The sequence below is a fragment of the Nocardioides oceani genome, assembly GCF_030412965.1.
Lineage (GTDB): Bacteria > Actinomycetota > Actinomycetes > Propionibacteriales > Nocardioidaceae > Nocardioides > Nocardioides oceani.
Map to the genome: position 1 here is coordinate 679,941 of NZ_JAUHJQ010000002.1, position 25,072 is coordinate 705,012.

The window sequence follows — 25,072 nt, forward strand, 5'->3', positions numbered from 1 at the left end:
CGACGGCCCGGCCCGGCGCACGGCCGGCGGGCTCAGCGAGCCTGCGGCGGGACGGGCCCGGGCAGGCACGTCACCTGCAGCCGGGGTGACCCGACGGCGGGGCCGACGCAGCCCGCCGGCGGCAGCCCGGGGAGCAGCTGCTTGGTCGACGCCTCAGGCAGCGGCACCGGCCGGGGGAGGTGCTCGGTGCGCCAGCGCTGGAACGGGACCGGAGCGGGTCCGTCGGGGCGGACCTCGGGCATCTCGACCGGTCGGCTGCCGCCCTGTGCGGCCGGCGCGGGCGCGTGCGGGGCGTGGACGTCGGCCAGCGGCATCGCCGCGGCGCCGGGCGCCCAGGCGAGGGCGGCGAGGAGACCTCCGGCCGAGACCAGGCGGGGGAGCGTGCTCATGCCGGTGGGACGTCGACCCATGACCGATGGTTGCACGCGCCCGGCGTCCCGGCGGTGCGACCGGCCGCGTGGTATCACCCACGCATGGCCCCGGACCCCTCGCCCGACCGCCCGACCGGACGACGACGACGGCGGAGGCCGCTGTGGCAGGAGGGCCTGGTGCTGCTGGTCGTGGCGGTGCTGCTCGCAGTGGTGGTGAAGTCGCTGTTCGTGCAGGCCTTCTACATCCCGTCGGAGTCGATGGAGCCGGGCCTGGTCGAGGACGACCGGATCCTGGTGCAGAAGGTGTCGTACTGGTTCGACGGCGAGCCCGAGCGCGGCGACGTCGTGGTCTTCGAGGACCCCGGGTCGTGGCTCGAGCCCGGGGCCACCGGGAGGACGACGGCCGTCGGCCGGGTGCTCGGGTGGGTGGGGCTGCGCCCGGTGGGGGGCCACCTGGTCAAGCGGGTCATCGGCGTGGCCGGCGACACGATCGTCTGCTGCGACGACCAGGGCCGCCTCGCGGTCAACGGGCGGCCGCTCGAGGAGGACGCCTACGTGCGCGACGCCGCGACCGTGGCGTGTCGCGGACCCCAGGTGCCGTCCTGCTCCTGGACCGCGGGTCCCGTCCCGGAGGGGAGCCTCTTCGTGATGGGGGACAACCGCGAGCGGTCGGCGGACTCCAGCAGGCACCTGTGCCTGCCGGGGACGACCGACTGCAGCGACGACCCCTACGTCCCCGTCGGGAACGTCGTCGGCAAGGTCTTCCTCCTCGCCTGGCCCGCGGACCGGATCGACCGGCTCACCCGCCCCGGGACCTTCGCGGACGTCCCGGAGCCGGCGACCGGGAGCTGATCCGCCGCCAGCGGAACCAGGTGGTGGCGCCACCTCGTCGGACGAGGAGCGACCACCCACAGGAGCACCGATGGACGACGACGGGGACTTCTCCGCCTACGCCGGCGCGCGCTGGAGCAGCCTCGTGCGCTCGGGCGTCGTGCTCGGCTGCACGCTCGACGAGGCCCACGACCTGGCACAGACGACGCTGCTGCGCTGCTACACCTCCTGGTCGCGGGTACGCCGCGCGGACGACCGCGACGCCTACGTCTACCGCGTGCTGCTCAACTGCCACCGCGACAGCCGCCGTCGCCGGTGGTGGGGCGAGCGGCCGACCGACACGTTGCCGGACCGCGCCTCCGCCGACCCGACCGGGGACGTCGACGCCGCGGACGCGGTCCGCCGCGCGCTGGCCGACCTCTCGCCGGCGCACCGCGAGGTCGTCGTCCTGCGCCACCTCGCCCAGCTCAGCGAGCAGCGGACGGCAGCGGTCCTGGGCCTGGCCCCCGGCACCGTCAAGAGCCGCCTCGCGCGCGCCCTCGCCCAGCTCGCCCAGTCCCCGCACCTCGCCGAAGGACGTCGCCCATGAACCACCAGCCCGCTGACCTGCTCGACCGGGTGCTCGCCGACCTCCCGGTCCGGCCCGCCTCCGTCGACGGCCTGCTGCGCGCCGGCCGCCGAGCACGGCGGCGGCGTCGCACCGCCGTCGTGACGGGAGTCGCGGCGGCGACCGCGTTGGTGCTCGCCGGGACGACGATCGGCCTCGGCGGCGCCGGTGGCGCCGGTGGTCCGGGCGGGCGGGCCGGCCTGGAGGCCGGCGACCCGGCGGCCCCGTCGGAGCCTGCACCGGTGGACCTCCCGACGAACGGCTGGGAGCCGGGGGACGCCTCGAGGCTGGCCCTGGCCACCGGCGTGCTCGGCCTCGACGCCGAGGGATGCGTCGTCCTCGATGGCGGCGCGGGCTCGCGCACCTACGCCACCTGGCCGGCGGGCTACACCGCCGAGGTGGAGCCGGGCGGCGCGGTGCACCTCCGCGACGCCGACGGCGACGAGGTCGCGCGCGGGGGCCAGCGGGTGCGGGTGGGCGGCGGCTACGGGTCCGCCACGCGCCACCCGCACCCGTGCCTGCCGTCCGGGGCGGAGGTCTTCCACGTCCAGTCCGACGTCGTGCTCGTGCCTCGCGCACGCGCGACCGACGGCCCGGACGCAGACGGCGAGGGCGGTGCCGGCGTGCTGCTGGACGGTGCGGGGAACGAGACCCTGCCGGTCGGGGCGACGGCGCCGCTGACCGTCTTCGCGCACTGCGGGCTGCGGTTCGCCCGGATCGACGCGACGCTCTGGGAGACCGACGAGCGGGGGAACGGGAGCTCGCCGACGGGGTCGGACCTGCTCCGCGGCACCGCGACCCGGACGGCGGAGGACCGGGTGGTGTTCACCTCCACCGGCCTCGACGGGCCCGTGGTGTTCCAGCCGGCCGAGCCCGACCCCGACCACGTCTGCTTCTGACCGGCTCTCCGCGCGCCCGGTGTCAGCGGGCGATCGGGGCCACGGTCGCCGACGTGGCCGCCACGAGGTCGGCCGGCGCGAGACCGAGGTCGAGCCCGCGACGGCCGCCGGACACGTAGACCGTCGGGTGGTCGAGCGCGGTCGCGTCGACCACGGTCGGGTGCGGACGCTTCTGACCCAGCGGCGAGATGCCCCCGGCGACGTACCCCGTGGCCCGCTCGGCGGCCGCCACCTCCGCCATCGCGGCCTTGCTGCCCCCGAGTGCCCGCGCCAGGGCCTTGAGGTCCAGCTGCCGGTCGACCGGGACGATGCCGACGACGAGCCTGCCGTCGAGGTTCGCCATCAGCGTCTTGAACACGCACGCCGGCTCCAGGCCGAGCGCCTCGGCCGCCTCGAGGCCGAAGGACGCGGCGCGGGGGTCGTGGTCGTACTCGTGGGTCGTGAACGCGATGCCGGCCGCGCTCAGCGCGACCGTCGCGGGGGTGCCGCCGGCGCGGACCGCCTTCTTCTTCGCCACTGGTTCTCCTCTCGGCGTTGGTGGTCGCCCCGGTGTTCGTGCTCGCGCTCGGTGCTCTCGCTCGGTGTTCGTGGTCGGTGTTCGTGGTCGCGCTCGTTCGCGGTCGCGCTCGGCGCGTCCCTCACCGGATCCCGACCCGCTCGCGCGACCTCGTTCCTCGGCCGCGTCGCTTGCTCGATCTTCGCTCGCCACGCGCCGCGCTCGTTCCTCGCGTGCCGCTGCTCGCTCGCTCCTTCAGTTGGGGGACCAGCGGGTGCGGGCGACGTCGGTGGCGGGCAGCGAGGGGATGACGTTCATCGCGCGCAGCTCGGTGCGCAGCAGGTCGGTGACGAGCACGAGCCGCTCCTCGGCGTCCTCGGCCTCCAGCAGCATCTGCCGCTCGGGCATCGGCAGGGGAGCGCAAGCCGACAGGGTCCAGGAGAGGTACGACGCGTCGCGCGGCAGCGTCCCGTCGTACGGGTCGCTGCGGATCTCCGCGAGCGCGGCCCGGTAGGCGACGAACGTCGCCCGCGCCTGCTCGAGCAGCCCCTCGGGGACCGGCCGGGTCGGCTCGGGCCGGTCGTGGACGTGGCCGACGGGGAAGAGGCCGGTGGTGTCGAGCCGCTCGAGCTCGATCCGGTCCAGGCCGACGGCGACGATGTCGAAGGAGCCGTCCGGGTGCGGCTCGACCTCGGTCATCTGCACCCGCACGCCGATCCGGTGCAGCGACTGGGCTCCGTGGTCGCCGACCTCGTAGCCCTCGCGGATCGCGACCGACCCGAAGACCCGCTCGGCAGGGTCCTCGACGCGCAGGAGGTGGTGCACCATCGCCCGGTAGCGGTCCTCGAAGACCGTCAGCGGCACGCTGACGCCGGGGAACAGCACCGCGTTGAGCGGGAACAGCGGCAGCGCGTCGGTCACAGGACCCAACCTAGTCCGATGCGCGCGGGCGTCCGGCCAGCGTCACCGGTTCGGGGCGGCGGGGTCCGCGATCGTAGGATCGGGGCATGATCCGCCGCATCGACCTGCGCGGGACCACCGGTCCCGTCGACTACCGCGACGTCGTCCCCCGGGCCGACTTCGACGTCGAGGCAGCGGTGCCCGCGGTGCATGCGATCTGCGAGGCGGTCCGCACCCGCGGAGTCGACGCGATCAAGGAGTACGCCCGGCAGTTCGACGGCGTCGAGCTCGACGAGCTCCGCGTCCCCGCCGGCGCGACCACCGAGGCGCTCGTGCGGCTCGACCCCGCGATCCGGGCCGCGCTGGAGGAGTCCGTCCGCCGGCTGCGCGCCACCTGCGAGGCCGAGCTGGAGAAGGACGCGGTCACCGACCTCGGCCCGGGCGCGCGCGTCACGCACCGCAAGGTGCCGATCCGCCGCGTGGGCCTCTACGTGCCCGGCGGGCTCGCGCCCCTCGTCTCGAGCGTCCTGATGAACGTCGTGCCCGCCCAGGTCGCCGGCGTCGAGTCGATCGCGCTCGCCTCCCCGCCGCAGAAGGACCACGGCGGCGAGGTGCACCCCACGATCCTCGCGGCGTGCGCGCTGCTCGGCGTCGACGAGGTGTACGCCGTCGGCGGCGCCCAGGCGATCGCGATGTTCGCCTACGGCACCGGCCCGTGCGAGCGGGTCGACCTGGTCACCGGTCCGGGCAACATCTACACCGTCACCGCCAAGCGGCTGCTCAAGGGCCTGGTCGGCATCGACTCCGAGGCCGGTCCCACCGAGATCGCGATCCTGGCCGACGACACCGCCGACGCGTCGTACGTCGCCGCCGACCTGGTCAGCCAGGCCGAGCACGACCCGCTGGCCGGCGCGGTGCTCGTCACCCCGTCCGAGCGGCTGGCCGCGGACGTCGAGGCCGAGCTGGACAAGCAGGTCTTCGCCACCAAGCACACCGACCGCATCCGCACCGCGCTGACGGGCGCCCAGTCCGGTGTGGTGCTGGTCGACGACCTCGAGCAGGGCCTGGAGGTCGTGAACGCCTACGCCGCCGAGCACCTGGAGATCCAGACCGAGGACGCCGCCTCGTGGGCCGCCCGGGTCCGCAACGCCGGCGCGATCTTCGTCGGCCCGCACGCCCCGGTCAGCCTCGGCGACTACTGCGCGGGCTCCAACCACGTGCTGCCCACCGGCGGCTGCGCGTGCCACTCCTCGGGCCTGTCAGTGCGCGCGTTCACCAAGTCGGTGCACGTCGTGGACTACTCCCGCGACGCGCTCGCCGAGGTCGCCGACCACGTCGTCACGCTGGCCGAGGCCGAGGACCTGCCCGGCCACGGCGCCGCGGTCCGCGCCCGCTTCGGAGGCTGATCGCGTCGTGTTCCCCCCGATCCGGGAGGAGCTGCGCGGCCTCGAGCCGTACGGCGCCCCCCAGCTGGACGTGCCGGTCCAGCTCAACACCAACGAGAACCCCTACGGCCCCTCCGAGGCCTGCGTCGCCGACATCGCGGCGTCGGTCGCGGAGGCGGCCCGGGGGCTGCACCGCTACCCCGACCGTGAGCACGTCGCGCTGCGCACCGCGCTGGCCGACTACCTCGCCCGCGACACCCCGCACGGGATCGCGGTCGAGCAGGTGTGGGCGGCCAACGGCTCGAACGAGGTGATGCTGCAGCTGCTGCAGGCCTTCGGCGGGCCGGGTCGCTCGGCGCTGAGCTTCGCGCCGACGTACTCGATGTATCCCGAGTACGCCCGCGACACCTCGACGACCTGGGTGCAGGGGCGGCGCGAGGGCGACTTCTCCCTCGACCTCCAGGCTGCTGCCGCGCTGGTGCGGGAGCACCGGCCGAGCGTGGTGCTGCTGCCCTCGCCGAACAACCCGACCGGCACGGCGCTCCCGCCGGAGGCGGTCACCGTGCTGTGCGAGGCGGCGGCCTCCTCCGAGCCGCAGGGCCTGGTCGTGGTGGACGAGGCGTACGGCGAGTTCCGGCGCGAGGGCGTCCCGAGCGCGCTCGAGCTGCTGCCGGTCCACCGCAACCTGGTCGTCACCCGGACGATGAGCAAGGCGTTCGCCGCCGCGGGCCTGCGGCTGGGCTACCTGGCCGCCGACCCGGCGATCTGCGACGCGATCCGCGTGGTGCGGCTGCCCTACCACCTCTCGGCGGTCACCCAGGCCGCCGCGCTCGCGGCGCTCCGGCACGCCCCGGAGCTCCTCGGGAAGGTGGACGAGCTGCGCGGCGAGCGCGACCGCACCGTCTCCTGGCTGCGCGAGCAGGGGCTCCAGGTCGCCGACAGCGACGCCAACTTCGCGCTGTTCGGCACCTTTGCCGACCGGCATGCTGTGTGGCAGGACCTGCTCGAGCGCGGGGTGCTCGTCCGGGAGGTCGGCCCCGCGGGGTGGTTGCGGGTCTCGATCGGAACACCCGCGGAGATGGCCGCGTTCAGGCAGGCGTTGAGCGACGTACTGGTGAGGGAAGAGGGACAGCCATGAGCAGGACCGCACGCATCGAGCGACAGACCAGCGAGTCCAAGGTGCTCGTCGAGGTCGACCTCGACGGCGCGGGCCGCCACGACGTCTCGACCGGCATCGGCTTCTACGACCACATGCTCACCGCCTTCGCGCGGCACAGCCTGGTCGACCTGACCGTGCACTCCGAGGGCGACCACTGGATCGACGCCCACCACACCACCGAGGACACCGCGATCGCGCTGGGCCAGGCGCTGCGCCAGGCTTTGGGCGACAAGATCGGCATCCGCCGCTTCGGCGACGCCACCGTGCCGCTGGACGAGGCGCTCGTCCACGCGGTCGTCGACGTCTCGGGGCGGCCCTACTGCGTGCACACCGGCGAGCCGGAGGGGCAGCAGTACGTCCAGCTCGGCGGATCGACGCCGGCCTACCTCGGCTCGCTGACCCAGCACGTCTTCGAGTCGATCGCCTTCCACGGCCACTTCGCGCTGCACGTGCGCGTGCTGGCCGGCCGCGAGCCGCACCACATCGTGGAGACGCAGTTCAAGGCGTTCGCGCGCGCGTTCCGCGACGCCGTCGCGCTGGACCCCCGCGAGACGGGCATCCCCTCGACGAAGGGCGCCCTGTGACGGCCGAGGGGAGCGCCCCGAAGGTCGCGGTCCTCGACTACGGCTCGGGCAACCTGCGCTCGGCGGTGCGCGCCGTCGAGCGCGCCGGCGCCGAGGTGGAGCTGACCTCGGACTTCGACACCTGCCTGGCGGCGGACGGCCTGCTCGTCCCGGGCGTCGGCGCGTTCGCGGCCTGCATGGAGGGCCTGCGCGCGGTCAAGGGCGACCGGCTGATCGGCCGGCGGCTCGCCGGCGGCCGGCCGGTGCTCGGCATCTGCGTCGGCATGCAGATCCTCTTCGGCCGCGGCGTCGAGCACGGGGTCGAGACCGACGGGTGCGACGAGTGGCCGGGCGTCGTCGAGCGGCTGCAGGCGCCCGTCGTCCCGCACATGGGCTGGAACACCGTCGAGGTGCCCGAGGGCTCCACGCTCTTCGCCGGCATCGAGGACGAGCGGTTCTACTTCGTGCACTCCTACGGCGTGCGCGAGTGGGAGCTGGTGACGAACAACCGCACGCGCGCGCCGCTGGTCACCTGGGCCGAGCACGGCGGCGACCGGTTCGTCGCGGCCGTCGAGAACGGTCCGCTCACCGCCACGCAGTTCCACCCCGAGAAGTCCGGCGACGCCGGCGCGGCGCTCTTCCGCAACTGGGTCGCCTCCCTGTGAGCGCGCCGCCGTGAGCAAGGAGCGGGCGCGGCGCCGCGAGGAGCGGCAGCGCGAGGCCGCGGTCGTCGCCGCGGCCCGGGCCGCCGAGGCCGAGCGGCGAGAACGCCGTGACGCGCGCGTCCGGGCGATGACCTCGCGCCTCCCGGCACGGCGTACCCGTCCCTCCGGCATCATCGCCACCCGGCGGCGTCGGCAGTGGCAGTGGCTGTTGGGGGCGCTGCTGGTCGCGAACGTCGCGGTCTGGGTGTTCCTCCCGGAGTGGTCGGCCCGGCTCGGCGCCCTGGTCGTCTCGGTGCTCGCGGCGCCCGTCCTGCACACCCTGCTGTTCCGGCGCTGACCCCTTCAGCCCCGTCCCGATCGAGGAAGCGAGATCCATGTCCCACCTCCAGCTGCTGCCCGCCGTCGACATCACCGAGGGCCGCGCCGTCCAGCTCGCCCAGGGCGTCGCCGGCTCCGAGCGCGTGTACGGCGACCCGGTCGCCGCCGCGCGGCGCTGGCAGGACGCCGGGTCGGAGTGGCTGCACCTGGTCGACCTCGACGCGGCGTTCGGGCGCGGCTCCAACCGTGAGCTGCAGGCCGAGATCGTCGGCGCGCTCGACATCGACGTCGAGATGAGCGGCGGCATCCGTGACGACGAGTCCCTCGAGGCGGCGCTGGCCACCGGCTGCCGGCGGGTCAACATCGGCACCGCCGCGCTGGAGAACCCGGAGTGGTGCGCCCGGATCATCGCCGAGCACGGCGACCGGATCGCCATCGGGCTCGACGTCCGGGGCACGACCCTGGCTGCGCGCGGCTGGACCAAGGACGGCGGCGACCTCTACGAGACCCTCGCCCGCCTCGACGCCGAGGGCTGCGCGCGGTACGTCGTCACCGACGTCAACAAGGACGGCATGCTCCAGGGCCCGAACCTGCAGCTGCTGCGCGACGTGTGCGCCGCGACCGACCGGCCGGTGATCGCCTCGGGCGGCGTGAGCACGCTCGACGACATCCGGGCGCTGATGGACCTGGTGCCGATCGGCGTCGAGGGCGCGATCGCCGGGACCGCGCTCTACGAGGGCCGGTTCACCCTCGAGGACGCGCTGGCGCTGACCCGCGGCGGTGCGTCGTGACGCTCGCGGTCCGGGTGATCCCGTGCCTGGACGTCGATGCCGGCCGGGTGGTCAAGGGCATCAACTTCCAGGACCTGCGCGACGCCGGTGACCCGGTGGAGCTGGCGAAGGTCTACGACGCCGAGGGCGCCGACGAGCTGACCTTCCTCGACATCTCCGCCTCCCACGAGGGCCGCTCGACCACGATGGAGATCGTCTCGGCCACCGCCGAGCAGGTCTTCATCCCGCTCACCGTCGGCGGCGGCGTCGCCGCGGTCGCGGACGTCGACCGGCTGCTGCGCGCCGGCGCCGACAAGGTCGCGGTCAACACCGCCGCCCTCCACCGGCCCGCGCTGGTCGCCGAGATCGCCGACCGGTTCGGCAACCAGGTGCTCGTCCTCTCGGTCGACGCCCGCCGTGCCGCCGGCACCGCGTCCGGCTTCGAGGTCACCACCCACGGCGGCCGGAAGTCCGCCGGGATCGACGCCGTCGAGTGGGCCGTCCGCGCCGCCGAGCTCGGCGCCGGCGAGATCCTGCTCAACGCCATGGACGCCGACGGCACCCAGGACGGCTTCGACCTCGAGCTGGTCACCGCGGTACGCCGCGAGGTCTCGATCCCCGTCATCGCCTCCGGCGGTGCCGGCCGCGTCGAGCACTTCCCGCCCGCCGTCGAGGCCGGCGCCGACGCGGTCCTCGCGGCCACGGTCTTCCACTTCGGCACGTTGCGCATCGGCGACGTCAAGCACGCGTTGACCCAGGCCGGCCACCCGGTCCGGTGATTGCTCCTGCGGGTCGGTCGGGGGCGTCGACGGTCGTTCAATTCAACGGTCGTCGAGGTGTGGAAGCGCTTGCGCAGGTACACATCAGCGCAATTGAACGATCGTGTACGCCTCGACCGGCCCGGCGGTCGTGATCCCGGACGGTCGGGTGCGGGTCACGGCGCTGCACGTCGCGCCCGAGCGGCACGCGCCGATGGAGGAGCGCACGAGCATCGAGGTGGTCGCCGGCCGCGGGGTCGTCGGCGACCGGTGGTTCGGCACGCGGCACCGGCACGTCTCGGTCCAGTCGGCCGACGCGCTCGCCGAGGCCGCGGCCGAGCTCGGCCGGGACGTCGCTCCGAGCGCCACGCGGCGTACGGTCACGGTGAGCGGGGGAGCGGTACCCACCGTCCCGGGCGTGCGCCTCCGGGTGGGCGAGGTGCTCCTGGAGGTCGTCCGCGTCGCAGCGCCCTGCCGGGTGATGGAGACGTCGATGGGGCCGGGCGGCGCGGCCGCCCTGCGACGCCGTGGCGGCTCGATCCTCCGCGCCCTCACCTCCGGCACCATCCGCGTCGGCGACGAGGTGGTCCAGGTCGCGGGGTAGTCGCGGACGTTTTCGTCCTCCGGTGTGGTCGTGGGGGACGTTTTCGTCCGTGACTATCCCCGGAACGGTGGGGGGTGGGTTGTCTCAGGGGTCTTGCGGGGGTCTTGAGGGAATGTCGGGGGTGAGGGCGGGGGTGGCTTGATGTGGGGTCGGCAGAGTTCGGGTCATCAAGGAACTGCCCCGCCGGAGAGACCGGCGGATCCCTCCCGAAAGGCTCTCTCCGATGACCTCGACCGCTGCTTCCGCTGGTTCCCGCAAGGCTGTTCGTTCCTCCCGCAAGAACCGCAAGACGCTGGCGAAGGTCGCGGCGTCGGTGGCGCTGGTGGCGGGTGCTGCGTCGGTGGCGGGTCTGGGCACGTTCGGTGCGTTCACCTCGACCACGTCGGCGTCCGAGCAGGTCGCGGCGGGTCGGATCACGCTGGGTCAGGGTGCGAGCACGCAGGGTCCGAGCATCGCGGCGGTCGGCCTGGTGCCCGGTGACACCGTGGAGCGGGACGTGGTGCTGACGCGGGGTGCGACGGATGAGAAGTTCGGGTCGGTGAAGCTGACCACGACCGGTGCGTCGAGCAACCTGCTGACCACCGACACCGTCAACGGCCTGCAGCTGGCGATCGACCAGTGCTCGGTGGCGTGGACGAAGGTGGATGCGACCAAGTCCAACGGTGCGCTGAAGTGCGCCGGCACCACGACTGCGGTGCTGGCCTCGCGTCCGGTGGTGGGTGCGAACCTGGACCTGGCGGCCGCGACGACGGCGCTGAACACTGACGCGAAGGTCGCCAACCTGCGGGTGACGCTGAAGTTCCCCGAGGCCGCGGGCAACGACTTCCAGGGCATGGGCAACACCATCAACATGGTCTTCGACGCCACCCAGCGCGCCGCCGAGAACCGCTGACCCACCTGCACGTCGCACCACTGCACAGCACGACCCGACCCCGAGCGGTCGCCGGCACACCGGCGGCCGCTCGCGGCATACCCGGACCTGCGCGTTGCCACCTCGGCGGCACGGCTCCCGCTGCGGCGGGGTGGGAGAGGCCGGAATATCGTGGCGCGGCCCGGCTGTTGGGCGGAGGTCGAGGGAAGCAGGAGCGGGTGACGGACGAGCAGGAGCAGGGCCGCGGGTCCACGGCAGCAGGTTTCCGGGTGCTGTGGGTGGCGATCCGGCGGGAGCCGTGGATCTTCACGGTCTCGACCCTCGGGAGCGTGCTGTTCGGGGCACTGACCGTGGCCGACGCGTGGGTGCTCGGCTGGTCGACGGACCACGTCGTGCTGCCGGCGTTCGAGACCGGCGAGGTCGGCGCCGACATGCTGCTCGCGGTCCTCGGGCTGTTCCTCGGCGTCGCGATCCTCCGCGCGGTCGGCATCGTCGCGCGGCGGCTCGGCGCCGGCGTCATGCAGTACCGCATGCAGGCCCACACCCGTCGCGCCGTCACCCGGCAGTACCTCTCGCTGCCGATGGAGTGGCACCAGCGGCACCCGACCGGCCAGCTGCTCTCCAACGCCAACTCCGACGTCGAGGCCGCGTGGGGTCCGATCGCGCCGCTGCCGATGGCGGTGGGCACCGTCGCGATGATGGTGATCGCCGTCGTCCAGATGCTGCTGGCCGACCTCGTGCTCGCGCTGGTGGGGCTGACGATCTTCCCGGTCGTCATCGCCGTCAACGTCGCCTACCAGCGGCTCGCCCAGGGCTGGATGACCCGCGCGCAGCAGCTGCGGGCGGAGGTCAGCGAGATCGCGCACGAGTCCTTCGACGGCGCCATGGTCGTCAAGACGCTGGGCCGCGAGGGCGAGGAGACCGAGCGCTTCGCCGCCCGCGCCCGCGAGCTGCGCGACGTCAACGTCCGGGCAGGTCGCATCCGCGCGGCGTTCGACCCGACGCTCGCCGCGCTGCCCAACATCGGCGTGCTCGTCGTGCTCGCGGTCGGCGTGTCCCGGGTCCTCAGCGGCGCGACCGACGCCGGTGACGTCGTCACCGTGGCGTACCTCCTCACCATCGTCTCCTTCCCCATCCGCTCGATCGGCTGGCTGCTCGGCGAGTTCCCGCGCAGCGTCGTGGGCTACCGCCGGGTGCGCGGCGTCCTCGACGCGACCGGCGAGATGCCGTACGGCGACCGCCCGGCCGCCCCGGCCGCCGGGTCCGGCGCCCGCGGGGCGGCCCTGGCCGTCGAGGGCCTCGCCTACTCCTACGACCCGGGCCGCCGCCTGCTCGACGGGGTCGACGTGGCCGTCGAGCCGGGCCGCACGGTCGCCGTCGTCGGCGCCACCGCGTCCGGCAAGAGCACGCTGACGATGCTGCTCAGCCGCCTGGTCGACCCCGACGCGGGCCGGATCCTGCTCGACGGCACCGACCTGCGCGACCTCGGCCGCGGCGAGCTCGCCCGGGCGGTGGCCACCGTGCCGCAGACCCCCTTCCTCTTCGACGACACCGTCCGCGGCAACGTCACCCTCGGTGCCGACGTCGGCGACGACGAGGTGTGGGCGGCGCTGCGTGCCGCCCAGGCCGACGGCTTCGTCGCCGCCCTGCCGCAGGGCCTCGACACGCGCCTCGGCGAGCGCGGCACCTCGCTGTCGGGCGGCCAGCGGCAGCGGATCTCGCTGGCCCGCGCGCTCGTGCGCCGGCCGCGGCTGCTGGTGCTCGACGACGCCACCTCGGCGGTCGACCCCGAGGTCGAGGCGCGCATCCTGGCAGCGCTGCGCGACGAGTCCGGTGACGGCCCCTCGCTCGTGGTCGTCGCCTACCGCAAGGCGACGATCGCGCTGGCCGACGAGGTGGTCCACCTCGAGGACGGCCGGATCGCCGACCGGGGCACCCACGCCGAGCTGCTGGCGCGCAGCGCGTCGTACGCGAACCTCGTCAACGCCTACGAGCAGGAGCACGACGACGAGCACGCGGAGGTGACCGCATGAGCACCGTGATGGACTCCGGCGAGGAGATCGGCGCGATCCGCACCCTCCGCCGCGGCGTGCACTTCTCGCCCGAGCTCAAGGAGGGCATCGGCGGCACGCTGGCGCTCGCCGTGCTCGCCTCGGCCGGCCAGGTCGTCGTGCCGATCGCGGTCCAGCAGGTGCTCGACCGCGGCGTCAACGGCCCCGACGGGCCGGACGTCTCGTTCACCGTCTGGGCCGGCGTCATCGCGGCGCTCGCCATCGTGGTGACCAGCTGGGCGTCGTACGCGATGACCACGCGCCTGTTCACCTCCGCCGAGCGCGGGCTGGCCACGCTGCGCACCAAGGCCTTCCGCCACGTCCACGACCTGCCCCTGCTCACCCAGAACACCGAGCGCCGCGGGGCCCTGGTCGCGCGCGTCACCAGCGACGTCGACCAGGTCAGCCAGTTCCTCGTCTTCGGCGGTCTGCTGTTCGTCGTGAGCGTCGGGCAGGTGCTCGTCGCGACCGTCGTGATGGTGGTCTACAGCTGGCAGCTCGCGCTGGTCGTGTGGCTGTGCTTCGCGCCGCTGTTCCTGTCCCTGCGCTACTTCCAGCGCAAGCTCTCCGACGCCTACGGCACCGTACGTCGCCAGGTCGGCCTGATGCTCTCGGCCGTGTCCGAGCCGGTCGTCGGTGCGGCCGTCGTGCGTTCCTACGCCGTCGAGGACCGCACGCAGCGGCGGATCGACGAGGCGATCGACGCGCACAAGGCGGCCAGCACGCGGGCGCAGGGCTTCACGGCGTTCTCGTTCTCGCTCGGCGGCGTCTCCGCGGGGCTGGCCAACGCCGGGGTGCTCGTCGTCGGCATCTGGCTGGGCCAGGGACGGCTGTGGGGCGGCGACATCACCGCGGGCGAGGTGCTCGCGTTCGCGTTCCTCGTGACGCTGTTCGTGGGGCCCGTGCAGATGGGCACCCAGATCCTCACCGACGCCCAGAACGCCATCGCGGGCTGGCGTCGCGTCATCGGCATCCTCGAGACGCCGGCCGACCTGGTCGACCCCGGCCCGGACGGCGCGGTCCTGCCGCGCGGCCCGATCGACGTGCGCTTCGAGCACGTCTCGTTCGCCTACCCGGGCGGCCCGCTGGTGCTCCGCGACGTCGACCTGGCCACCGCCTCCGGCACCCGGGTCGCGGTGGTCGGCGAGACCGGCTCGGGCAAGTCGACGGTCGCCAAGCTGCTGACCCGGCTGATGGACCCCACCGAGGGGCGCGTGCTGCTCGACGGCGTCGACGTCCGCGAACTCGGGTCGGCGTCCCTGCGGCGCAGCGTCGTGCTCGTGCCGCAGGAGGGCTTCCTCTTCGACGACACGCTCGCCGCCAACGTCCGCTACGGCAGGCTCGACGCCACCGACGACGAGATCCGCGCCAGCGCCGACGAGCTGGGCCTGGGCGACTGGCTCGCCACCCTGCCGCGGGGCATCGAGACGCCGGTCGGCCAGCGCGGCGAGTCGCTGTCGGCGGGGGAGCGGCAGCTCGTCGCGCTGCTGCGCGCCCACCTGGCCGACCCCGACCTGCTCGTCCTCGACGAGGCGACCAGCGCGGTCGACCCGGCCCTGGAGATGCGGATCGGGCGGGCCCTGGAGCGGCTGATGACCGGGCGCACGTCGGTCACGATCGCCCACCGGCTCTCCACGGCGGAGAACGCCGACGAGGTCGTCGTGGTCGACCGTGGGCGGGTGGTCCAGCGCGGCCCGCACGCCGCGCTCGTGGCCGAGGCGGGCAGCGTGTACGCCGGTCTCCACGCCTCCTGGGTGGCCCAGCAGGGCCGCTGACCGGGCGCGCTCGCGCGGCCGGACGGGAGGCACCCCAGGGCGGCATGGCCCGCTCGGGCTAGTCGGCACGGGTGGTTTCACCTTTGCTCCCCGGGCGCCCGTGACAGGGCTCCGACGGGGTCGTTGGAGGGTCGCCGCTCCGCCTCCGGGGGCGGCGCCACCCGCCACGAGAGGTGACCCATGCCCGCCACCCCGCTCGCCCGCCCGCGCACCGGACCGCTCGTGGTCCTGCTGACCGCGCTGGCGCTCGTGCTCGGCGCGTTGAGCGCCTCGCCCGCCGCCGCGCTCGACGACCCGGCCGCGCCCACCACCGCGGACATCACCGGGACCGTGCGGTCCGGCAGCGCCAGCGGACCGGGCATCACCGGCGTCACCGTCCGGGTCAGCCAGCGGTCGGTGACGGCGGGCGGCACGACGTACACCGCGGTCGCCACCGCGACCAGTGGCGCGACCGGCGCCTTCGTGGTCGCCGTGCCGCCGGGTGAGGGCTACGTGGTCGGCTTCGAGGCGCCGGCCTTCGTCCCCGAGTGGTACGACGGCGTCGGCACGCGCGACGCCGCGACCGCCCTCGAGGTGACCGCCGCGGGCCGGTCGGTCGACACCGTCGTGCTCGCGGCACGCCCGGCCGGCGGGACCGTGTCGGGCACGGTGCGCACCCTCGACGGGCGGGCGTTCAACGGCGCGACCGTCACGCCGTACCTCTTCTCCGTCGACGCCCGGGGCGAGCAGCGCTGGGCCTCGACCGGCCTGCCGACCGCGACCACGGCGGCCGACGGCACCTACGCGCTGCCCCTGGAGCCCGGCACCTACCGGATCGGGTTCAGCCGCACCGGCTACGCCACCACCTTCGTCGGTGGCGGCGAGATCCCCGAGGAGGGCACCGACGTCGTCGTGGCCGACCGGCAGGACCGGCCCGGAACAGACGCGACCCTCGCGCTGCCCGGCCGGGTGACCGGCCGCCTGGTCAACCCCGACGGGACGCCGTACACCGGCCGCGCGAGCCTCTCGTTCCTGCGCGAGGTGCGCACGAAGGAGCACCGGACCAACACCCTGCGACGGTCCTGGCAGGCGCTGCAGGCTCCGGTCGCCACCGACGCGAACGGCTACTACGAGCAGACCCTCCCGGCGGGGACCTACCGCGTGAAGGCCGTCCTGGACGGGCTCGGCCAGGGCTTCCTCCCCGGCCTCGTCGGCCTCGACCAGGCCGCCGACGTCACCGTCGCCGGCGAGCGGGTGACCGAGGTCCCGGCGCGGACGATCGCGACCAGCCTGCTCTCCGGCTCCGTCCGCACCCCGCAAGGTGCGGCCGTCCCGGCGACCGTCGAGGCCTTCCACCGCCTCGTGACCGACATCCGCGACGGCGTCCCGGTCGTCACCCAGGTCACCGACCCCGTCGCCACCAGCACGACGGCCGCCAACGGCGCGTGGTCGATGCGCGTCGCGCACCGCTCCTACCGGCTGCGGGCCTCGGGCACGACCGGCGGGCAGCCGTTCGGGGTCTACTGGCCGGACGCCCCGACCCTCGCCGCCGCGACCGACGTGCCGGTGACCGGCCCGACCTCCGGCGTGGACTTCACCGTCGGCCGCGCGCAGGTGCAGAACACCGCGCGGCCGTGGATCTCCGGCGGCGCCAAGGGCGGCACCACGATGACCGCCCAGAAGGGCACCTGGTCCCCGGGCACCACGCTGGCCGTGCAGTGGCTGGCGGACGGCTCGCCGATCTCCGGCGCCACGGGCGACACCTTCACGCCGTCGTTCTTCTCCTCCGGCGTCCGCTACTCCATCCGGGTCACCGGCACCCAGGCCGGCCTCGAGCCGCTCACCCTGACCTCCCAGCAGACCGGCCCCAGCGCCGGCCCGCTCGGCGGCGCGGCCTACGAGAACCGCCTGCTCCCGACCGTGACCGGCACCCCCGCCACCGGCTCCACGCTGACCGCGACGGCCGGTGAGTGGAGCTCGACGCCGACCGCCCTCGCCTACCAGTGGACGGCCGACGGCGTCGACGTGCCCGGCGCGACGGCGCGGACCTTCGACCCGACCGAGGCGAGCGTCGGCCGCCGGATCGCCGTGGAGGTCACCGCCACGGGCAACGGTGGGAAGGCGACGGCCACCTCCACGGCCACCTCCGCGGTGACCCGCGGCGCCGTCGCGAACCGCGTGCTGCCCACCGTCAGCGGCACCCCGCGCGAGGGCCAGAAGCTGACCGCCACCCCCGGCACCTGGTCGGTCGAGAACCCGACCCTGGCCTACCAGTGGCTCGCCGACGGTGTCGTCGTGCCGGGCGCCACGACCCCCGAGCTCGTGCTCGGTGCGGCCCAGGTCGGCAAGCAGGTCTCCGTGCGGGTGACCGCAGGCAGGCCGGGTCTCGCCGAGGGCGTCGCGGAGTCGGCTCGCACGGCGGCCGTGGTCGCCGACCTCGCGAAGCTCACCAACACGGTCCGACCCGCCGTCACCGGCTCGCCGGTCGTCGGCGGCACCCTGCGAGCGACCCCGGGCTCGTGGACCCCGGCACCGACGTCGTTCACCTACCAGTGGCAGGCCGGCGGCACCGCCGTCCCGGGCGCCACCGGCGCGACGTACACGCCCACCGCCGCCGTCCTCGGCAAGCCCCTCACCGTCGTGGTCACCGCGCGCCGCGACCGGCACGAGGACACGGCCGCCACCTCGCTGCCGACGGCCCCGGTCGCCGAGGGCGAGGTCACCGTGACGCGCGCTCCGGCGGTCACCGGCAAGGCGCGGGTGGGCGCGACCCTCAGCGCCGCCGCGGGCACCTACAGCCCGGGCGACGCCACCGCGACGTACCAGTGGCTCCGGGACGGGCGGGACATCTCCGGGGCGACGGACCGGACCTACCGCGTCGGCCGCGACGACCTCGGCCGCCGCCTGGGCGTGCGCGTGACCTACACCCACCCGACGCTCGCGCCGACCCAGCGCACCGCCTCCCTCGGTGCGCTGGTCAAGGCGACGCCGCGACTCGGGCTCACCACGGTGACCGACGGCCGCACGGCGGTCCTCCGCGTCGTCGTCACCGCCGCCGGCGCTGACCCGACGGGCCGGGTGCGGGTGCTCGAGCGCGGTCGGGTCGTGGCCGCCGGGCTGCTCCGCGACGGGCGCGTCCGCCTCGTCGTGCGGCAGCTCGCCGACGGGATGCACGCGTTCACCGTGCGGTACGCCGGCGACACCCTCACCGCGTCGGGCTCGCGGAAGGTGCGGGTCGGCATCCCGGGCTGAGCCCCGGCGACGGGGGCCGGGGACACTCCCGGGGATACTGGGCAGGTGAGCTCCCTGGCCCCCGACATCGCCGACCGCCTCAAGCGCACCGCCGACGGCCTGGTGCCGGCGGTCGTGCAGCAGCACGACACCGGCGAGGTGCTGATGCTCGGCTGGATGGACGACGAGGCGCTGCACCGGACGCTGACGACCGGGCGCGCGACGTACTGGTCGCGCTCGCGCGAGGAGTACTGGATCAAGGGGGAGACCTCCGGCAACGTCCAGTGGGTCAAGGAGGTACGCCTGGACTGCGACGGCGACACCCTGCTGGTCAAGGTCGACCAGGAGGGCGCCGCCTGCCACACCGGCGACCGGACCTGCTTCGACGCGGTGGAGCTGCCGACCCGTGGCTGAGCCCGCACCCAGCCCCGAGCACGCACCCGCGGCACCCGCGGCCGGTGGCCGGCGGACCTTCGGGCCGGTCGTCCTGCTGGGCCTCGCCGGCGGCACGCTCGCCGCGGTCGGCGGCAGCCGCCCGTGGGCCGAGGCCGGGGACGACGGGGGAGCGGCGGCCCTGGCCGGGTACGCGCTGAGCGACGCCGGCGAGATGCCCGCCGCCACCGCGGCCGCGCTCGTGGTGCTCGCCTGCTGGGGCGTCGTGCTGGTCACCCGGCGGCGGGTGCGCCGTGGCGTCGCCGTCCTCGGCGCGGTCGCGGCGGTCGGGCTGGTGGCCGCGGTCGTGGTCGGCTGGTCCGCGACCGTCGACGACGTCCGCGCGCTGTACGACGACACCGGCACGGTGCCCGACATCGGTCGCACCGCGTGGTTCTGGGCCTCGGCCCTCGGCTCGGTCGCGACGCTCGTCGCGAGCGTGCTGGCGGTGCGGCTGGTCCCGACCTGGCCGGAGATGGGCACCCGCTACGACGCGCCGGCCGGCGCGGCAGGCGCACCCGCGGCGACCGTGCCCCCCGAGGACGCCACCAACATCGACCTGTGGAAGGCGATGGACGAGGGGCGCGACCCGACGGCCTGACCGTCGCCGCGGTGTCGCTAGGATCGGCCCGCACCACCTTGCAGCGCGCTGCACCGCCCTCCGCCGGCCCGCTCCGGGCCAGCGCCGCCCGACCCGATCGAGGAGCTCCACGCATGTCTCACGACAACCACGGCAACACCCCCGCGGCCTGGTCCGCCGTCGTGGTCGCCATGATCGGCTTCATCGTCGGCGGCGTCGGGCTGATGCTCGACCCGATCAGCTTCGTGGTGTTCTGGGTCGGTGCCGCCCTCGTGATCGGCGCGCTCGTCCTCTTCATCGTCATGGACAAGATGGGCCTGCACGGGTGATCCCGCGGTGACCCGCGGCCGGCGTCTCCTCGCGCCCGCGGTCACCCTCGGCGGCCTCGCGGCCGCCGCGCTCGCCCTCCACCTGCGCGACCCGCACGGGCGCGGCTCGTGGGGGTCCTGCCCGAGCGCCGCGCTCGGCTTCTGGTGCCCCGGCTGCGGCGGCCTGCGGGCCGTCAACGACCTCGGCAACGGCCGCCTCGCCGACGCCGCGTCGAGCAACCTGCTCCTCGTCGCGCTGCTGCCGGTCCTCGCCGCCCTCTACCTGTGGTGGGTGGCCCGCCGCTGGCGCGGGGAGACCCGCGAGCCCGACCCCCGGCTCGTCACCGGCGGCACCGTCGTGCTGTGCGGGGTGGCGGTGGTCTTCGCCGTCGTGCGCAACCTGCCGGCCGGGTCCTGGCTGGCACCCTGACCGGGCAGGTCGCGGGGGATCAGGACGTGCTGTAGTCGAAGTTGTAGTCCACGACGCCGGTGAGCACGAGCAGGATCGAGACTACGAACAGCGCGATCCCGAGGCCACCGGCGATGATCCCGGTGAGGGCCTGGCCGTCGCCCTTGAGCGTGCCCCCAGACGCGGCGATGTCGCGGCGGGCGAGGAAGCCGAGCACGACGGCCGCGATGCTCGAGACCACGAAGAAGCCGCAGCACAGGGTCAGCGCGCCCACGAGGCCGGTGATCATCGCGGCGGTCGCCTTGCCGGACGTCTTGGCCGGCTGGCCGGGCTGGCCGGCGCCGTACGGCTGGTCCCCGCCGTACGGGGGCTGACCACCGAACGGCCCGGACGGCGGCGGCGGGTCGGAGTAGCTCATGCGGGTTCTCCCGGGTGTCGGGGGCGGGTCCCGGCGCCCGGCCCGTGCGAGGACCGTAGCGGACCGCGTGCCAGACTCTGGGGAGGCGGAACCGAGGTCCGCGGACCCCGATCGCCCCTGATCACGCCCCGTTCCCAGCTCGAGGAGGACCCGTGTCCGTGCTCGACGACATCGTCGCCGGGGTCCGGGCCGACCTCGCGGAGCGCGAGGCGGCCCTGCCCCTCGCCGACGTGCGCGCGGCCCTGGCCGACGTCGACCCGCCGCGCGACCCGATGCCGCACCTGCGCGCGCCCGGCTCGAGCGTCATCGCCGAGGTCAAGCGGCGCAGCCCCAGCAAGGGCGACCTCGCCGACATCCCCGACCCCGCGGTGCTCGCGAAGGAGTACGCCGCCGGCGGCGCCGCCGCGATCAGCGTGCTCACCGAGCAGCGGCGCTTCGGCGGCAGCCTGGCCGACCTCCGGGCGGTCCGCGCGGCGGTCGACGTGCCGGTGCTCCGCAAGGACTTCATCGTGTCGAGCTACCAGCTCGTCGAGGCGCGGGCCGCCGGCGCCGACCTGGCGCTGCTCATCGTGGCCGCGCTGTCCGGCGACGAGCTGCGACGCCTCCACGACGAGGCCCGCGAGCTCGGGTTGACCGTGCTGGTCGAGGTCCACGACGAGGCCGAGACCGAGCGCGCGGTCGAGCTCGGCGCCGAGCTGGTCGGCGTCAACGCGCGCAACCTCAAGACGCTGGAGATCCACGCCGACACCTTCGGCCGGCTCGCCCCCCTCGTTCCCGACGACCGGGTCAAGGTCGCGGAGTCCGGGATCTTCTCGCGCAGCGACGTCGAGCGCTTCGTGGGCGAGGGCGCCCGCGCGGTGCTCGTCGGCGAGGCGCTGGTCAAGGACGGCGACCCGCAGGGCGCCGTCCGCGCGATGACAGGAGCAGGGGCATGACGACCGAGGTGCACCGCACGACGAGCTACGACGCCGACGAGCGCGGCTGGTTCGGCGGTCCCGAGCACGGCTGGGGCGGGCGGTTCATGCCCGAGGCGCTCGTCGCCGCGCTCGACGAGCTGACCGAGGCCTGGCAGGAGGCGATGGCCGACCCCGGCTTCGTCGCGGACTTCGACGCGATCCTGCGCGAGTACGGCGGCCTGCCCAGCCCGCTGTACCACGCCGAGCGGCTCAGCCGGCAGGTCGGCGCCCGGGTCCTGCTCAAGCGCGAGGACCTCAACCACACCGGCGCGCACAAGATCCGCAACGTCCTCGGCCAGGCGCTGCTGACCAAGCGGATGGGCAAGACGCGCGTCATCGCCGAGACCGGCGCCGGCCAGCACGGCGTCGCCAGCGCCACCGCGGCCGCCTACTTCGGGCTCGACTGCACCGTCTACATGGGCGCGGTCGACACCCGCCGGCAGGCGCTCAACGTCGCGCGGATGCACCTGCTCGGCGCCAAGGTCGTGCCGGTCGAGTCCGGCAGCGCCACCCTCAAGGACGCCATCAACGAGGCGCTGCGCGACTGGGTCGCCAGCGTCGACCACACGGCGTACCTCTTCGGGACCGCCGCCGGGCCGCACCCCTTCCCGAGCATGGTCCGCGACTTCACCCGCGGCATCGGTGACGAGGCGCGCGCACAGTGCCTGGAGCGGTACGGCGTGCTGCCGGACGCGATCGCCGCGTGCGTGGGTGGCGGGTCGAACGCGATCGGGCTGTTCACCGCCTTCCTCGACGACGAGGACGTCGCGATCCACGGCTTCGAGCCGGGCGGCGAGGGGGTCGACACCCCGCGCCACGCGGCCACGATCCACGCCGGCGACAAGGGCGTGCTGCACGGCGCGCGGACCTACGTGCTGCAGGACGCCGACGGGCAGACCATCGAGTCGCACTCGATCTCCGCCGGGCTGGACTACCCGGGCGTGGGCCCCCAGCACGCGCACCTCGCGGCGACCGGCCGGGCGACGTACACGCCGGTCACCGACGCCGAGGCGATGGAGGCGATGGCGCTGCTGAGCCGGACCGAAGGGATCATCCCGGCCATCGAGTCGGCCCACGCGGTCGCCGGCGCCCTGCGCGTCGCCCGCGAGCTGGCCGCGGAGAAGGGTCCCGAGGCGACCGTGCTGGTCAACCTCTCCGGTCGCGGCGACAAGGACATGGGGACCGCGATCGAGTGGTTCGGCCTGGGCCGCACCGACGCCGAGGTCTCCGACGACGTGACCGAGGAGCCGGTCGGATGAGCACCGTGAGCACCACCCCGACGACCGCGACGGCGTTCGCGACGGCCCGCGCCGAGGGCCGCGCGGCCCTCGTGGGATACCTGCCGGCCGGCTACCCCGACGTGCAGGGCGGCATCGACGCCCTGCGTGCGATGGTCGACGCCGGCTGCGACGTCATCGAGATCGGCCTGCCCTACAGCGACCCGGTCATGGACGGGCCGACCATCCAGGCGGCCGCCCAGGCCGCGCTCGAGGGCGGCGTGCGCACCACCGACGTGCTGCGCACGGTCGAGGCCGTCGCGGCGACCGGCGTGCCGACGGTCGTGATGACCTACTGGAACCCGGTCGAGCGCTACGGCGTGCCGCGCTTCGCAGCCGACCTCGCGAGCGCCGGAGGAGCGGGGCTGATCACCCCCGACCTCACCCCCGACAGCGCCCCGGAGTGGATCGCCGCCGCCGACGAGCACGGCCTGGACAAGGTCTTCCTCGTGGCGCCGTCCTCGACCGACGAGCGGATCGCGATGACGACCGCCGCCTGCCGCGGCTTCGTCTACGCCACCGCCGTCATGGGCGTCACCGGTGCCCGCGCGACCACCAGCGACCTCGCCGCGCCGCTGGTCGAGCGCGCCACGCGGCTCCGTCCGGCGGGCGGCGAGCTGCCCGTCGGCGTCGGCCTGGGGGTCAGCAACGGCGACCAGGCGGCCGAGCTGGCGGCGTACGCCGACGGCGTGATCGTCGGCTCGGCGTTCGTGCGCTGCCTGCTCGACCACCCCGACGACCGGGCCGCGGGCCTGCGCGCCCTCACCGCGCTCACCGAGGACCTGGCCGGCGGGGTGCGCCGTGCGTAGCCGTCCGGGCCTCGCCGGTGTCCTGGCCGGTGCGCTCCTGCTGGCCGGCTGCGGGGGCAGCGACGAGCCCGAGGTGACCGGCAGCGTGGTCGACCCGCCCTTCGAGGTGGCCGCGACGCCCCTGGAGGACACCGACGGCCAGCCGTTCTCGCTCGCCGACGACACCGACGCCCGGCTGACGCTGGTCTTCTTCGGCTACACCCAGTGCCCCGACGTCTGCCCGCTGGTGATGCAGACGCTCACCTCCGGGCTCAACAAGCTCAGCGACGCCGAGCGCGAGCAGGTCGAGGTGGCCTTCGTCAGCACCGACCCGGCCACCGACACCGGCCCGGTCCTGCGCGACTACCTCGACCGCTTCGACCCGACGTACGTCGGGGTGCGCGGCGACCTCGACACGACCGCGGCCGTCGCGGAGTCGGTCGGCGTGTTCGTCGCCGACGGTGAGGAGCTCGACTCCGGCGGCTACGGCCTCGACAGCCACAGCACCTACGTGATCGCCGTCGACGGCAACGACCAGGCGCCGATGTTCTGGCGGCAGTCGACCTCGGCCGCGCAGTTCGCCCACGACATCTCCACGCTGCTGGGGGACGCATGAGCCTCGGCGCCGGCGTGCTGGCGATGAGCATCCCCAGCCCGTCCGAGAGCACGTGGTACCTCGGGCCGGTGCCGTTGCGCGGCTACGCGCTGGCGATCATCCTCGGCATCGTCGTCGCGGTGTGGCTCTCCGAGCGCCGTTGGGTCGCCCGGGGCGGCACCGCCGGCGACATCCAGGACCTCGCGATCTGGGGCGTGCCCTTCGGTCTCGTGGGCGGCCGGCTCTACCACGTCGCCACCGACAGCGGCCGCTACTTCGGCGAGGGCAACAACCCCGTCACGGCGCTGTACATCTGGCGCGGCGGCCTCGGCGTGTGGGGCGCGATCGCGCTCGGCGCCGTCGGGGTGATCATCGGTGCGCGGCTCAAGGGCATCAAGCTGCTGCCGGTCCTCGACGCGATCGCCCCGACGGTGCTGGTCGCCCAGGCGCTCGGCCGGTGGGGCAACTGGTTCAACCAGGAGCTCTTCGGCAAGCCCACCGACCTGCCGTGGGCGCTCGAGATCGACGCCGCCCACCGCCCGTCGGGCTACCTCGACCAGGCGACGTTCCACCCGACGTTCCTCTACGAGTGCCTGTGGAACCTCGCGGCCTTCGCCCTGGTGGTCTGGCTGGACCGCCGCTTCCGGCTCGGCCACGGCCGCGTCGCCGCGCTCTACGTGATGGCCTACACGCTGGGGCGCGGCTGGATCGAGATGCTGCGCATCGACGACGTCGAGCTGTCCGACGTCGGCGGCCTGCGGTTCAACGTGTGGACCTCGATCGTGCTGTTCGTCCTCGCGGCGGCGTACTTCGCCTGGTCCGCGCGGCGCCACCCCGGGCGGGAGGACAGCGTCCACACCGACGGCCGCCCCGCCGGCGGCCCGGACACGGGGCGTGAGATGTCCGACGTCCGCGGCGACGTCGCTGGATGACTTCGGCGCGCAACGCGGTGGTAACCTGACGGCTCCGCGTGGGCCAACGTCGTCCCTGCACCCCACCTCAGCTTCCCGGGCCCCGCGCCCGCACCGCTGAACCCTGCATGTGCCGACCAGCCGGCCTCTCCGGTCCGGAGCCAC

Annotated in this window: 28 protein-coding genes; 24 read left to right on the forward strand and 4 right to left on the reverse strand. The window is 74.7% G+C overall.

The features are described from left to right. Positions 1-32: 32 nt before the first annotated feature. Entirely contained in the window at positions 33-389 is a 357-nt protein-coding gene (locus QWY28_RS08850; protein ID WP_300952108.1) for a hypothetical protein, read from the reverse strand. An 84-nt stretch (positions 390-473) separates the two neighbouring features. Here QWY28_RS08850 and lepB point away from each other — a divergent pair, with 84 nt between their 5' ends. The 3 genes from lepB to QWY28_RS08865 all read left to right on the forward strand — a co-directional run bounded on the left by lepB (position 474) and on the right by QWY28_RS08865 (position 2,708). After that, complete coding sequence (gene lepB, locus QWY28_RS08855; protein WP_300952109.1) at positions 474-1,223, forward strand: signal peptidase I; 750 nt, start codon at positions 474-476, stop codon at positions 1,221-1,223. Between the two features lie 70 nt (positions 1,224-1,293). Next, on the forward strand, positions 1,294-1,791 hold the full coding sequence (locus QWY28_RS08860; protein WP_300952111.1) for a SigE family RNA polymerase sigma factor: 498 nt from the start codon (positions 1,294-1,296) through the stop codon (positions 1,789-1,791). Continuing rightward, positions 1,788-2,708 carry a hypothetical protein gene (locus QWY28_RS08865; protein ID WP_300952112.1) on the forward strand — a complete coding sequence of 307 codons (921 nt, stop codon included), beginning with the start codon at positions 1,788-1,790 and terminating at the stop codon, positions 2,706-2,708. Before QWY28_RS08860 ends, QWY28_RS08865 begins: the two co-directional genes overlap by 4 nt. 22 nt (positions 2,709-2,730) lie before the next feature. Here QWY28_RS08865 and ybaK read toward each other — a convergent pair whose 3' ends face one another. Further along, positions 2,731-3,225, reverse strand: coding sequence for a Cys-tRNA(Pro) deacylase (gene ybaK / locus QWY28_RS08870; protein ID WP_300952114.1), 495 nt, complete (start codon positions 3,223-3,225; stop codon positions 2,731-2,733). Positions 3,226-3,459: 234 nt separating this feature from the next. Continuing rightward, positions 3,460-4,125: an LON peptidase substrate-binding domain-containing protein gene (locus QWY28_RS08875; protein WP_300952116.1), complete on the reverse strand. Its 666-nt coding sequence runs from the start codon at positions 4,123-4,125 to the stop codon at positions 3,460-3,462. An 86-nt stretch (positions 4,126-4,211) separates the two neighbouring features. On the opposite strand from QWY28_RS08875, the gene hisD reads away from it, so the two are divergent. The 16 genes from hisD to QWY28_RS08955 all read left to right on the forward strand — a co-directional run bounded on the left by hisD (position 4,212) and on the right by QWY28_RS08955 (position 19,983). After that, positions 4,212-5,510, forward strand: coding sequence for a histidinol dehydrogenase (gene hisD / locus QWY28_RS08880; RefSeq protein WP_300952118.1), 1,299 nt, complete (start codon positions 4,212-4,214; stop codon positions 5,508-5,510). A 7-nt stretch (positions 5,511-5,517) separates the two neighbouring features. Next, positions 5,518-6,627, forward strand: coding sequence for a histidinol-phosphate transaminase (locus QWY28_RS08885; protein WP_300952120.1), 1,110 nt, complete (start codon positions 5,518-5,520; stop codon positions 6,625-6,627). Then, positions 6,624-7,232: an imidazoleglycerol-phosphate dehydratase HisB gene (gene hisB / locus QWY28_RS08890; RefSeq protein ID WP_300952122.1), complete on the forward strand. Its 609-nt coding sequence runs from the start codon at positions 6,624-6,626 to the stop codon at positions 7,230-7,232. Before QWY28_RS08885 ends, hisB begins: the two co-directional genes overlap by 4 nt. After that, complete coding sequence (gene hisH, locus QWY28_RS08895; RefSeq protein WP_300952124.1) at positions 7,229-7,876, forward strand: imidazole glycerol phosphate synthase subunit HisH; 648 nt, start codon at positions 7,229-7,231, stop codon at positions 7,874-7,876. The genes hisB and hisH overlap by 4 nt, the downstream gene beginning before the upstream one ends. A 10-nt stretch (positions 7,877-7,886) precedes the next feature. Further along, positions 7,887-8,213: a hypothetical protein gene (locus tag QWY28_RS08900; protein ID WP_300952125.1), complete on the forward strand. Its 327-nt coding sequence runs from the start codon at positions 7,887-7,889 to the stop codon at positions 8,211-8,213. A 37-nt stretch (positions 8,214-8,250) separates the two neighbouring features. Continuing rightward, the gene (gene priA, locus QWY28_RS08905; protein WP_300952127.1) at positions 8,251-8,985 is read left to right on the forward strand and encodes a bifunctional 1-(5-phosphoribosyl)-5-((5-phosphoribosylamino)methylideneamino)imidazole-4-carboxamide isomerase/phosphoribosylanthranilate isomerase PriA; all 735 of its coding nucleotides are present in this window, start codon (positions 8,251-8,253) and stop codon (positions 8,983-8,985) included. Then, positions 8,982-9,743 carry an imidazole glycerol phosphate synthase subunit HisF gene (hisF, locus tag QWY28_RS08910; protein ID WP_300952129.1) on the forward strand — a complete coding sequence of 254 codons (762 nt, stop codon included), beginning with the start codon at positions 8,982-8,984 and terminating at the stop codon, positions 9,741-9,743. The genes priA and hisF overlap by 4 nt, the downstream gene beginning before the upstream one ends. Positions 9,744-9,846: 103 nt before the next feature. After that, positions 9,847-10,326, forward strand: a complete 480-nt coding sequence (locus QWY28_RS08915) for an MOSC domain-containing protein (RefSeq protein WP_300952130.1) — start codon at positions 9,847-9,849, stop codon at positions 10,324-10,326. A gap of 223 nt (positions 10,327-10,549) precedes the next feature. Next, positions 10,550-11,218 (forward strand): TasA family protein, encoded by a 669-nt coding sequence (locus QWY28_RS08920; protein WP_300952132.1) that lies wholly within the window; start codon positions 10,550-10,552, stop codon positions 11,216-11,218. A gap of 197 nt (positions 11,219-11,415) precedes the next feature. Beyond that, the gene (locus QWY28_RS08925) at positions 11,416-13,230 is read left to right on the forward strand and encodes an ABC transporter ATP-binding protein (RefSeq protein WP_300952134.1); all 1,815 of its coding nucleotides are present in this window, start codon (positions 11,416-11,418) and stop codon (positions 13,228-13,230) included. After that, positions 13,227-15,023: an ABC transporter ATP-binding protein gene (locus tag QWY28_RS08930; protein ID WP_300952136.1), complete on the forward strand. Its 1,797-nt coding sequence runs from the start codon at positions 13,227-13,229 to the stop codon at positions 15,021-15,023. Before QWY28_RS08925 ends, QWY28_RS08930 begins: the two co-directional genes overlap by 4 nt. Positions 15,024-15,203: 180 nt before the next feature. Beyond that, positions 15,204-18,254, forward strand: coding sequence for an Ig-like domain repeat protein (locus tag QWY28_RS08935; protein ID WP_300952137.1), 3,051 nt, complete (start codon positions 15,204-15,206; stop codon positions 18,252-18,254). A 45-nt stretch (positions 18,255-18,299) separates the two neighbouring features. Beyond that, positions 18,300-18,647, forward strand: a complete 348-nt coding sequence (hisI, locus tag QWY28_RS08940; RefSeq protein ID WP_300952139.1) for a phosphoribosyl-AMP cyclohydrolase — start codon at positions 18,300-18,302, stop codon at positions 18,645-18,647. Then, a complete protein-coding gene (locus QWY28_RS08945; protein WP_300952141.1) occupies positions 18,640-19,266 on the forward strand; it encodes a Trp biosynthesis-associated membrane protein in 627 nt (208 codons plus the stop codon). The genes hisI and QWY28_RS08945 overlap by 8 nt, the downstream gene beginning before the upstream one ends. Before the next feature lie 113 nt (positions 19,267-19,379). Then, positions 19,380-19,574, forward strand: a complete 195-nt coding sequence (locus QWY28_RS08950; RefSeq protein ID WP_300952143.1) for an HGxxPAAW family protein — start codon at positions 19,380-19,382, stop codon at positions 19,572-19,574. Positions 19,575-19,581: 7 nt separating this feature from the next. Further along, complete coding sequence (locus QWY28_RS08955; RefSeq protein WP_300952144.1) at positions 19,582-19,983, forward strand: DUF2752 domain-containing protein; 402 nt, start codon at positions 19,582-19,584, stop codon at positions 19,981-19,983. A 19-nt stretch (positions 19,984-20,002) separates the two neighbouring features. Here the strand turns inward: QWY28_RS08955 and QWY28_RS08960 are convergent, their stop codons facing one another. Beyond that, positions 20,003-20,380: a DUF4190 domain-containing protein gene (locus tag QWY28_RS08960; RefSeq protein ID WP_300952146.1), complete on the reverse strand. Its 378-nt coding sequence runs from the start codon at positions 20,378-20,380 to the stop codon at positions 20,003-20,005. A gap of 152 nt (positions 20,381-20,532) precedes the next feature. On the opposite strand from QWY28_RS08960, the gene trpC reads away from it, so the two are divergent. Genes trpC through lgt form a run of 5 tightly spaced genes read left to right on the forward strand, consistent with a single transcriptional unit; the run spans position 20,533 to position 24,928 of the window. Continuing rightward, positions 20,533-21,315: an indole-3-glycerol phosphate synthase TrpC gene (gene trpC, locus QWY28_RS08965; RefSeq protein ID WP_300952148.1), complete on the forward strand. Its 783-nt coding sequence runs from the start codon at positions 20,533-20,535 to the stop codon at positions 21,313-21,315. Next, positions 21,312-22,595, forward strand: coding sequence for a tryptophan synthase subunit beta (trpB, locus tag QWY28_RS08970; protein WP_439117241.1), 1,284 nt, complete (start codon positions 21,312-21,314; stop codon positions 22,593-22,595). Before trpC ends, trpB begins: the two co-directional genes overlap by 4 nt. Then, on the forward strand, positions 22,592-23,422 hold the full coding sequence (gene trpA / locus QWY28_RS08975) for a tryptophan synthase subunit alpha (RefSeq protein WP_300952150.1): 831 nt from the start codon (positions 22,592-22,594) through the stop codon (positions 23,420-23,422). The genes trpB and trpA overlap by 4 nt, the downstream gene beginning before the upstream one ends. Then, on the forward strand, positions 23,415-24,017 hold the full coding sequence (locus tag QWY28_RS08980) for an SCO family protein (RefSeq protein WP_300952152.1): 603 nt from the start codon (positions 23,415-23,417) through the stop codon (positions 24,015-24,017). Before trpA ends, QWY28_RS08980 begins: the two co-directional genes overlap by 8 nt. Then, on the forward strand, positions 24,014-24,928 hold the full coding sequence (gene lgt, locus QWY28_RS08985) for a prolipoprotein diacylglyceryl transferase (protein WP_300952154.1): 915 nt from the start codon (positions 24,014-24,016) through the stop codon (positions 24,926-24,928). Before QWY28_RS08980 ends, lgt begins: the two co-directional genes overlap by 4 nt. The last annotated feature ends 144 nt before the right edge of the window (positions 24,929-25,072 follow it).

Excerpts from the sequence above, each read along its gene's own strand:
- QWY28_RS08850 (WP_300952108.1), bottom strand. The coding sequence starts at position 389 with ATGAGCACGCTCCCCCGCCTGGTCTCGGCCGGAGGTCTCCTCGCCGCC.
- lepB (WP_300952109.1), top strand. The coding sequence starts at position 474 with ATGGCCCCGGACCCCTCGCCCGACCGCCCGACCGGACGACGACGACGG.
- QWY28_RS08860 (WP_300952111.1), top strand. The coding sequence starts at position 1,294 with ATGGACGACGACGGGGACTTCTCCGCCTACGCCGGCGCGCGCTGGAGC.
- QWY28_RS08865 (WP_300952112.1), top strand. The coding sequence starts at position 1,788 with ATGAACCACCAGCCCGCTGACCTGCTCGACCGGGTGCTCGCCGACCTC.
- hisD (WP_300952118.1), top strand. The coding sequence starts at position 4,212 with ATGATCCGCCGCATCGACCTGCGCGGGACCACCGGTCCCGTCGACTAC.
- hisB (WP_300952122.1), top strand. The coding sequence starts at position 6,624 with ATGAGCAGGACCGCACGCATCGAGCGACAGACCAGCGAGTCCAAGGTG.
- priA (WP_300952127.1), top strand. The coding sequence starts at position 8,251 with ATGTCCCACCTCCAGCTGCTGCCCGCCGTCGACATCACCGAGGGCCGC.
- QWY28_RS08920 (WP_300952132.1), top strand. The coding sequence starts at position 10,550 with ATGACCTCGACCGCTGCTTCCGCTGGTTCCCGCAAGGCTGTTCGTTCC.
- QWY28_RS08930 (WP_300952136.1), top strand. The coding sequence starts at position 13,227 with ATGAGCACCGTGATGGACTCCGGCGAGGAGATCGGCGCGATCCGCACC.
- QWY28_RS08935 (WP_300952137.1), top strand. The coding sequence starts at position 15,204 with ATGCCCGCCACCCCGCTCGCCCGCCCGCGCACCGGACCGCTCGTGGTC.
- QWY28_RS08950 (WP_300952143.1), top strand. The coding sequence starts at position 19,380 with ATGTCTCACGACAACCACGGCAACACCCCCGCGGCCTGGTCCGCCGTC.
- QWY28_RS08960 (WP_300952146.1), bottom strand. The coding sequence starts at position 20,380 with ATGAGCTACTCCGACCCGCCGCCGCCGTCCGGGCCGTTCGGTGGTCAG.
- trpB (WP_439117241.1), top strand. The coding sequence starts at position 21,312 with ATGACGACCGAGGTGCACCGCACGACGAGCTACGACGCCGACGAGCGC.
- trpA (WP_300952150.1), top strand. The coding sequence starts at position 22,592 with ATGAGCACCGTGAGCACCACCCCGACGACCGCGACGGCGTTCGCGACG.
- lgt (WP_300952154.1), top strand. The coding sequence starts at position 24,014 with ATGAGCCTCGGCGCCGGCGTGCTGGCGATGAGCATCCCCAGCCCGTCC.